Raw genomic sequence first — 8,856 nt, 5'->3', positions numbered from 1 at the left:
ACATGAGTGCCCGATGCGCCAGGCGCCCTTGGCGCCGTGTTGATCCGCCGGAGTCCCTGATCCTCACCCGCCTCGGGTGAGGCCTTTGGCGGGGTCCTGTCGAACGACGGACCCCGCCTTTTCTTCGACCTGTTTCCCCGCCCCCTGGATCGCCTCGACACCTGTGCCGTGGGCGCGTTCGTGTGTCCCCTTTGGGCGCGCGAGGTGAGGTTGCCGGGTTCCTTATCAGCCATTCATCGATCTCCCACCCATACAGCCATGAAGACCACTTCCCTTTCGCTTTCCGAGATCACCAAGGCCACCGTTCGCGTGACGGCTACTTCGTTCGGTGACGTCCAGGCAGCGACCTGGCGAGGGCAGGAATTGCTGTTGCAGATCAAGGGGGGCGACGTGCTGGTGCTCCAGGGCGCCAACATCAAGCGGCTCGCCGCGCCGGACTTCTTCCTCGTGTTTGACGATGCCAGCGTGCCGCTGGCGAGCTTCGCGCCCGGCTTGCCGCAACCCGTCACGATGACGGCGCCGCATGTGCCGCCGTTTGAAGCGCGCTTGCAGGTGCCGGTCGGCCGCTTGCCCGGTGGCATCGAGGCTGCGGCCGGATCGACCGCCAAGGGCCGCAAGAAGGGCAGGGCGGCGGACGACCAGCCGAACGACGAGGCCTGGGCCGACCAGGCGCTGGTCGCGCTCGCACAGGCCGCCGCAGACATGGCCAGCCGGGCGGCGTCAGCACCGCAGCCGGCCCCGTCGCTTGCCATGTCGCCTGTCACGTCGGATGCAACGTCGGAGGCGTCCGGCAAGCCGGCCGGTGCCGATGTCGCCACCCAGGGCCCGGCCAGCTTGGCCGAGGCCCTGAGCGGCGAGACCGCGAACGCCGCGGTCACCTCGCCGTCCACGACCGGCGTGGTCCAACAGGCCCACCAGGGCACCGTTCCCGCCGCGCCGGAGCCGTCGACCACCGGCTTCCCGTGGGGCTGGCCGGCCGCCGTCCTCGCTGCCGGTGCGGTGGCTGTGTCCCGAGGCCACAACAGCAGCCCTTCCGCCGAGTCCGCCTCGGTCGGGACAGTCGCTGGCGTCATCACCTTCGGCCCGGTGATCGCAGGCAACAACCTTCGGGTCCAGGTTCGTGATGCCCAGGGCCTGCTGCTCGGTGAAGCGGCTGCCCAGCCCGATGGACGGTACGTGGTCCAGCTCACCGAGAAGCCCGTCTCATCGTGGGTCCGGGTGGACGTGGTGGGTGTGGCCGATGCGACGCCCGACTTCATCGGTGAGGACAAGACGCTCACCGAGTTCGTGGGCACCGTCCGTGCGGTGGCGACCTTCGTCGACGGCGGACAGACGACGGTCAACGTCACGCATGCCACCGACCTGCTGGCACGCCAGCTGGCCGCCACGCTCGACGTCGACACCCCAGCGCAGCAACTGCGCGATGCCAGCGCCGCCTTTGCCAGGAAGCTCGGCGTCGGTGACGGCACCACGCCGCTGGAGCACATCGCCCCCGCCGCCACGGTGACGGTCGGCCCGGACGGCAAGGCCGCCGATGCCCCGTCGCCCGATCTCTATGGGCAGTTGCTCAAGGCGATGTTCGAGCTGGTCAAGGCTGCGCAGGCGACCGCCGCGGACAAGGCGCAAGCCGCTGACCTCCTGCTGGACCAGGTGAGCAAGAGCAACAACAACGACCTCGGCCAGGTGGTGCTGGCGGCCAAGGTGGCCAACCATGTCATGCATCCCGCGCCCGAGTTCGCCCCCACCGTGTCGGACTATCAGGCCGCCGGCATTCATGCCGCCAGCCGGGACAACCTGGCTGCGCTCAACGAAGCGGCCACCCAGGCAGTGAAGAACGGCCGGCCCCTGGTTGACGCCGTGACGAGGGATGCGTTGGCCAACGCCAATGCCGCGCCCACGGCGGTGACGCTGACCAGCGCACTCACCGGCAGCCAGATCGCCGAGAACACGCCCGTCACGACGCGTCTGAAAGTGGCCGACATCGCGGTGACCGACGACGGTCTGGGCAGCAACACCTTCACGCTCGATGGCACGGACAAGGACAGCTTCGAGGTGGTGGGCAACGCGCTGTACCTCAAGGCCGGCACGGTGCTGGACTACGAGGCCAAGTCCAGCTACGCCGTGACCGTGAAGGCACAGGACAGCAGCGTGGCCGGCAGCACGCCTGTGAGCGCCAACTACACGTTGGGCGTGACCGACGTGGCCGACACCACGCCCGCCCCCTCAACCAATGCCGCGCCGACGGCTGTGACGCTGACCAGCGCACTCACCGGCAGCCAGATCGCCGAGAACACGCCGATCACGACGCGTCTGAAAGTGGCCAACATCGCGGTGACCGACGACGGCCTGGGCAGCAACACCTTCACGCTCGACGGTGCGGATCAGGCCAGCTTCGAGCTGGACGGCAATTCGCTCTACCTCAAGGCCGGCACGGTGTTGGACTACGAGACCAAGACCAGCTACGCCGTGACCGTGAAGGCGCAAGACAGCACCGTGGCCGGCAGCACGCCTGTGAGTGCCAGCTACACACTGAGCATCACCGATGTGGCCGACACCACACCCGCCCCCTCAACCAATGCCGCGCCGACGGCGGTGACGCTGACCAGCGCAATTGCCGGCAGCAAGATCGCCGAGAACACGCCCGTCACGACGCGTCTGAAAGTGGCCGACATCGCGGTGACCGACGATGGCCTGGGCAGCAACACCTTCACGCTCGACGGTGCGGACAAGGCCAGCTTCGAGCTGGACGGCAATGCGCTCTACCTCAAGTCCGGCACGGTGCTGGACTACGAGACCCAGCGCGCCTACGTCGTGACCGTGAAGGCACAAGACAGCACCGTGGCCGGCAGCACGCATGTGAGCGCCAGCTACACGCTGAGCGTGACCGACGTGGACGACACCACACCCGTCCCCACGCCCAACGCGGCGCCCACTGCTGTCACGCTGACCAGCGCACTCACCGGCAGCCACATCGCCGAGAACACGCCCGTCACCACGCGCCTGAAGGTGGCCGACATCGCCGTGACCGACGATGGCCTGGGCAGCAACACCTTGACGCTCGACGGTGCGGACAAAGCCAGCTTCGAGCTGGACGGTAATGCGCTCTACCTCAAGGCCGGCACGGTGCTCGACTACGAGACCCAGCGCGCCTACGCCGTGACCGTGAAGGCGCAAGACAGCACCGTGGCCGGCAGCACGCCCGTGAGTGCCAGCTACATGCTGAGCGTGACCGACGTGGACGACACCACGCCCGTCCCCACACCCAATGCCGCGCCCACGGCGGTGACGCTGACCGGCGCAATTGCAGAAAGCAAGATCGCCGAGAACACGCCCGTCACGACGCGCCTGAAGGTCGCCGACATCGCCGTGACCGACGACGGCCTGGGCAGCAACACGTTCACGCTCGACGGCACGGACAAAGCCAGCTTCGAGCTGGACGGCAATGCGCTCTACCTCAAGTCCGGCACGGTGTTGGACTACGAGACCAAGACCAGCTACGCCGTGACCGTGAAGGCACAAGACAGCAGCGTGTCGGGCAGCACGCATGTGAGCGCCAGCTACACGCTGAGCGTGACCGACGTGGACGACACCACACCCGTCCCCACACCCAACGCGGCGCCCACTGCTGTCACGCTGACCAGCGCAATTGCAGAAAGCAAGATCGCCGAGAACACGCCCGTCACCGCGCGCCTGAAGGTCGCCGACATCGCGGTCACCGACGACGGTCAAGGCAGCAACACCTTCACGCTCGACGGCACGGACAACGCCAGCTTCGAGCTGGACGGCAACGCGCTGTACCTCAAGGCCGGCACAGTGCTCGACTACGAGACCAAGACCAGCTACGCCGTGACCGTGAAGGCACAAGACAGCAGCGTGTCGGGCAGCACGCATGTGAGCGCCAGCTACACGCTGAGCGTCACCGACATGGACGACACCACGCCCGTCCCCACTCCCAACGCGGCGCCCACGGCAGTGACGCTGACCAGCGCAATTGCAGAAAGCAAGATCGCCGAGAACACGCCGATCACGACGCGCCTGAAAGTGGCCGACATCGCCGTGACCGATGACGGCCAAGGCAGCAACACCTTCACGCTCGACGGCGCGGACAAGACCAACTTCGACCTGGACGGCAACGCGCTCTACCTCAAGGCCGGCACGGTGTTGGACTACGAGACCAAGACCAGCTACGCCGTGACCGTGAAGGCGCAAGACAGCACCGTGGCCGGCAGCACGCCCGTGAGTGCCAGCTACACGCTGAGCGTCACCGATGTGGACGACACCACACCCGCCCCCTCAACCAATGCCGCGCCGACGGCGGTGACACTGACCAGCGCAATTGCAGAAAGCAAGATCGCCGAGAACACGCCCGTCACGACGCGTCTGAAAGTGGCCGACATCGCGGTGACCGACGATGGCCTGGGCAGCAACTCCTTCACGCTCGACGGTGCGGACCAGGCCAGCTTCGAGCTGGACGGCAATTCGCTCTACCTCAAGGCCGGCACGGTGCTCGACTACGAGACCAAGACCAGCTACGCCGTGACCGTGAAGGCACAGGACAGCAGTGTGTCGGGCAGCACGCCTGTGAGCGCCAACTACACGTTGGGCGTGACCGACGTGGCCGACACCACGCCCGCCCCCTCAGCCAACGCAGCGCCCACTGCCGTGACGCTCATCAGCGCACTCACCGGCAGCCAGATCGCCGAGAACACGCCCGTCACGACGCGTCTGAAAGTGGCCGACATCGCGGTGACCGACGACGGCCAAGGCAGCAACACCTTCACGCTCGACGGTGCGGACAAGGCCAGCTTCGAGCTGGACGGCAATTCGCTCTACCTCAAGGCCGGCACGGTGTTGGACTACGAGACCAAGACCAGCTACGCCGTGACCGTGAAGGCGCAAGACAGCACCGTGGCCGGCAGCACGCCTGTGAGTGCCAGCTACACACTGAGCATCACCGATGTGGCCGACACCACACCCGCCCCCTCAACCAATGCCGCGCCGACGGCGGTGACGCTGACCAGCGCAATTGCCGGCAGCAAGATCGCCGAGAACACACCCATCACGACGCGCCTGAAGGTCGCCGACATCGCCGTGACCGACGATGGCCAGGGCAGCAACACCTTCACGCTCGAAGGTGCGGACCAGGCCAGCTTCGAGCTGGACGGCAATTCGCTCTACCTCAAGGCCGGCACGGTGTTGGACTACGAGACCAAGACCGGCTACGCCGTGACCGTGAAGGCACAAGACAGCAGTGTCGCCGGCAGCACGCCTGTGAGCGCCACCTACACGCTGGGCGTGACCGATTTCAACGAGACCCCGCCCACCATCGACAGCGCTTTCTCGACGCCCGCGCTGAGCAGCACGAACCTGGCTCTAAACGCGGATTGGAAAATCGGCACGGCGCTGAGCCTGTCGCAAGTGAACTTCGGCACGCTCAAGGTGGTGGCCAGGGGCATCTCATCGCTTCCAAGCGTGAGTCCGTCGACCGCCGAGATGAGCTTGGTTCAAGAAGGCGATGTGGTCGGCAACGCCGACGGCAGCAAGTCGGTCTGGTTGATTGCACACGGCGGCAAGTCTTTGGGCGTGAAGCTGACCTTCAGCCAGCAAGCCGATGGCCTGCATGCGCGGGTGGAAGAGAGCAAGGTGGTCAATGGCTGGGACCCGGTCATGCAAGCGAACATGTCGCTGTATGACATTGTGGGCAGCCTGTTGTTGCCGGCCGGACAAACGGTCAAAGGCCATCTGGATGCCGCCTTGGTCGCGGGTGCGCAAGTGCAGGTGTTTGACGGTGCCACGCCGCTGGGCTATGCCACCGTGGCCGCTGACGGCGTGAGCTGGCGCTTTGAAGACAGCCGCAGCACCGTCAACACCGCCGCCTATACCGCCAAGGTGGTGTTGGGCAGCGTGTCGGGTGCCAGCAGCAACGTGGTGGAGGTGGTGTACAACCATGCGCCCATGACCAGCGGTGTGGTCGCGCCCATCAGCGCGACCAAGGGGCAGGCCATCACGGCCATCGACGTGGCCAGCAAGTTCACCGACAGCGACCCGGGCGACACCCTGACCTATGCGGTCACGGCGGGCAACTTGCCAGAGGGCCTGGTGCTGGGGGCAGACGGCCAGATCACGGGCACGCCCACGCTGGTCACCAGCACGGCGGAGCACATCACCGTCACGGCCACCGACCATCGGGGCCTGAGCGCGACGCAAAGCTTTGATGTGTCGGTGAGCGACGTCTCAACGACGTCGATCGACACGAGTGTGCCCACTTGGATCACCGCATCGGCTTACCGAGTTGAAGCGCCCCAGGCGGTCACGCTGGACAACCCGGGCAGCTATGCCCAGGGCATGGCTAGCCTGATCAGCAACGATGTGGGCAGTGCGGGGATGCCGGCGCCCGCGTCGATGGCGTCCTGGCTGGGCATGAACAGCGACCGCACGCAGCGCCTGACGGGTGCCAGCATGACCGCGCCACTGCAACTGAGCTACGCCTTCCAGGACCAGGTTGCCTTGTTCAGGGACACGAGCGACGTCGAGCATGTCACCCAGGACGGCATGTCCTACACCGACACCGAGAAGGCTTACGTTCGCCAGGTGTTCAACCACTTTGCCGAGGTGAGCAAGGTGGTGTTCACGGAGAACACATCGCAGGTCTACCTCGGCGCGGATCTGCGGCTGTTCAAGGGCACGGGTGATCACCTGGGCGTGGACCGTTCGGTCATGGGCTTCGCCACGCAGCCGACGGCAGTGGATTCAAAGGTTGACGATGCGTATGGGAACCTCTTCCTGGTCACCGATGCCAGCGCGTACCCATCAGCAGAGACGGCTTTCCGAAGCGAGTACGGCAGTGAAAACACCACCGTCACGCATGAACTGGGACATGCGATGGGCCTGGACCATCCGTTCCAAGAGTCCGACTTGAGTGGCAAGTTCTGGTATGGCGACGGCACGAACACCACGCTCAACCGCGTGGGCAACGAGACCGGAGGCGGCTACGACAACCCGCAGACCGATGCGCCGCAGGAAACGGTGATGACCTACCTGCAGGCCTTCAACAAGGTCACGCTCCGTGGCCAGCCTGCCTTGCTGGAGAGCCAGGGCTACACGCCCTGGAAGCTGGGTGTGTACGACATGGCGGCCTTGCAGCACCTCTACGGCGCCAACATGACCACCCAGACAGGCAACGACACCTACCGCTACGACAGCGACACGCCGGTGTTCGACACCCTCTGGGATGCCCAGGGGGTGGACACCCTGCAGCAGCTGGGCAGCCGCGACGCCATCATCGATCTGCGTGGGGGCGAGCACATGAGCCGCATGGGCCTGATGACGGGGGCGAGCTATACGTTCTCGGAGAGCGCCTGGGAGGCGTCGAAGCTCGAAGGAATGCGCGCGGCGATCGGCAGACTTGGCATCTCGCTCGATCAGGCCAGGGTCTCCAACGTGCGGTTCGTCTACACCGACGCAACGACAGGTGACGAGGTTGATGTGACCTCGCGTGGCCACGTGGTCAGCAAGTCGGAGAGCGGTGACACGCGCTGGACCTGGTACGACGACCCGACGCTTCCGGCGGGTGTGATGCTCCAGATCAAGGGGGACTTCGAGTTCTTCTTCGAGGGAAGCTACGTATTGGGCCAACCAGATTTCGTCTGCGGACAGGTGCCCAGCGGCGGCGTACCCGACGCCAGCATGGCCTACAACGTGGGCATCGCGTTTGGCGTGGTCATCGAGAACGCTGTGGGTGGCGGCGGTGATGACGAGATCTGGGGCAACCTGGCCGCCAACACGATCGCCACGGGCGGCGGCAAGGACGTCGTGAAGTACGACAAGGCGGCCCACATCGACGGTGACACGATCCTCGACTTCTCGACCGACGATCGGCTGGACCTGTCACAGCTCGGGATCGCGCCGGCGGACCTGCACTGGGAGCCGTCGACTCACCTGCTGTCGCGCGTGACGAGTGAGCCCGACCTGGCCTGGTCCCTGACCGTGCGAGGCACGTTTGATCCTGCCGCGCAGGTGACGACGCAGGCGACGATGCAGGTGATGGGCTGAGGGTCTCCCACGCGGTCGATCGGCGGCAGAGGCCCGTGAGCGACCCCGGCTCCGGCCGGTGCTTGAGGCGCGCTCACGGGCTTTGGGGCTCTGGGGCCCTGGGGCCCTGGCCCTCGCGGGTCGACCGATGTGTCGATCACCCGCAGAAGTCTGTAGACACCCTTCGGATTCCTACCCAAATCAGCCATTGAATGGGTGCTTGAAGTCAAAGAGACTTTGACCTGATCGTTCCTTTCGTATCCCGGAGATGCCTTTATCCATCGGCACTTCCGTTGATCGCTGGTTATCGGTCGCACCGAATTCTTCATCGCTTCCTGCGGCCCCAACCCGCTTTCAGGGCTGGGTCGACGCAACGCGCGAGCACCACTGGAGTCGGCCATGCATCACCTGAAAACGTCGGTCCGCAAGGTCAGCCTCTCTCGGGCGCCTGAGTTGATGTCGATCGTTGTCCAGCGACTCCACCACACCGAGCTGGCGATGCTGGCCGAGGATGCCTTCGATGACCTTGAGCGGCGCTACTGCACGCCCGAACACGGGGCGCTGCCAGGTCAGCGGATCTTCGGATGCCGCGCACTGGCCATCCACGGCAAGGACTTCGTGGTTCTGCGACGCGGTGGCCTGCTCTTCAAGTTGCCGCAGGACATGCGCCTGCAGATCAGCGAACGGCAGGATGCCGAACTGTGGGACCCGCTCGATACCGGTCGACCCTTCCGTGAATGGATCTTCCTGTCGGTCAGCCACGTCGGTGACTACCGGCGTTTCGGTGACCTCGCGCTGGCCCATGTGGCCGGCACGCGCTGACGG

At 65.7% G+C, this 8,856-nt stretch carries 2 protein-coding genes; both read left to right on the top strand.

The genetic code is table 11. The features are described from left to right. The first annotated feature begins 258 nt into the window (after positions 1-258). Positions 259-8,052: a putative Ig domain-containing protein gene (locus Q8X39_RS10145; protein ID WP_305749541.1), complete on the top strand. Its 7,794-nt coding sequence runs from the start codon at positions 259-261 to the stop codon at positions 8,050-8,052. 378 nt (positions 8,053-8,430) lie between these two features. Next, positions 8,431-8,853, top strand: coding sequence for a hypothetical protein (locus Q8X39_RS10140; RefSeq protein WP_305749540.1), 423 nt, complete (start codon positions 8,431-8,433; stop codon positions 8,851-8,853). Positions 8,854-8,856 lie beyond the last annotated feature (3 nt).

Source organism: Leptothrix discophora (genome assembly GCF_030705305.1).
GTDB lineage: Bacteria > Pseudomonadota > Gammaproteobacteria > Burkholderiales > Burkholderiaceae_C > Sphaerotilus > Sphaerotilus discophorus.
The sequence above is the reverse complement of the archived record's forward strand: the minus strand, read 5'-3'. Positions and strand labels throughout refer to the sequence as shown.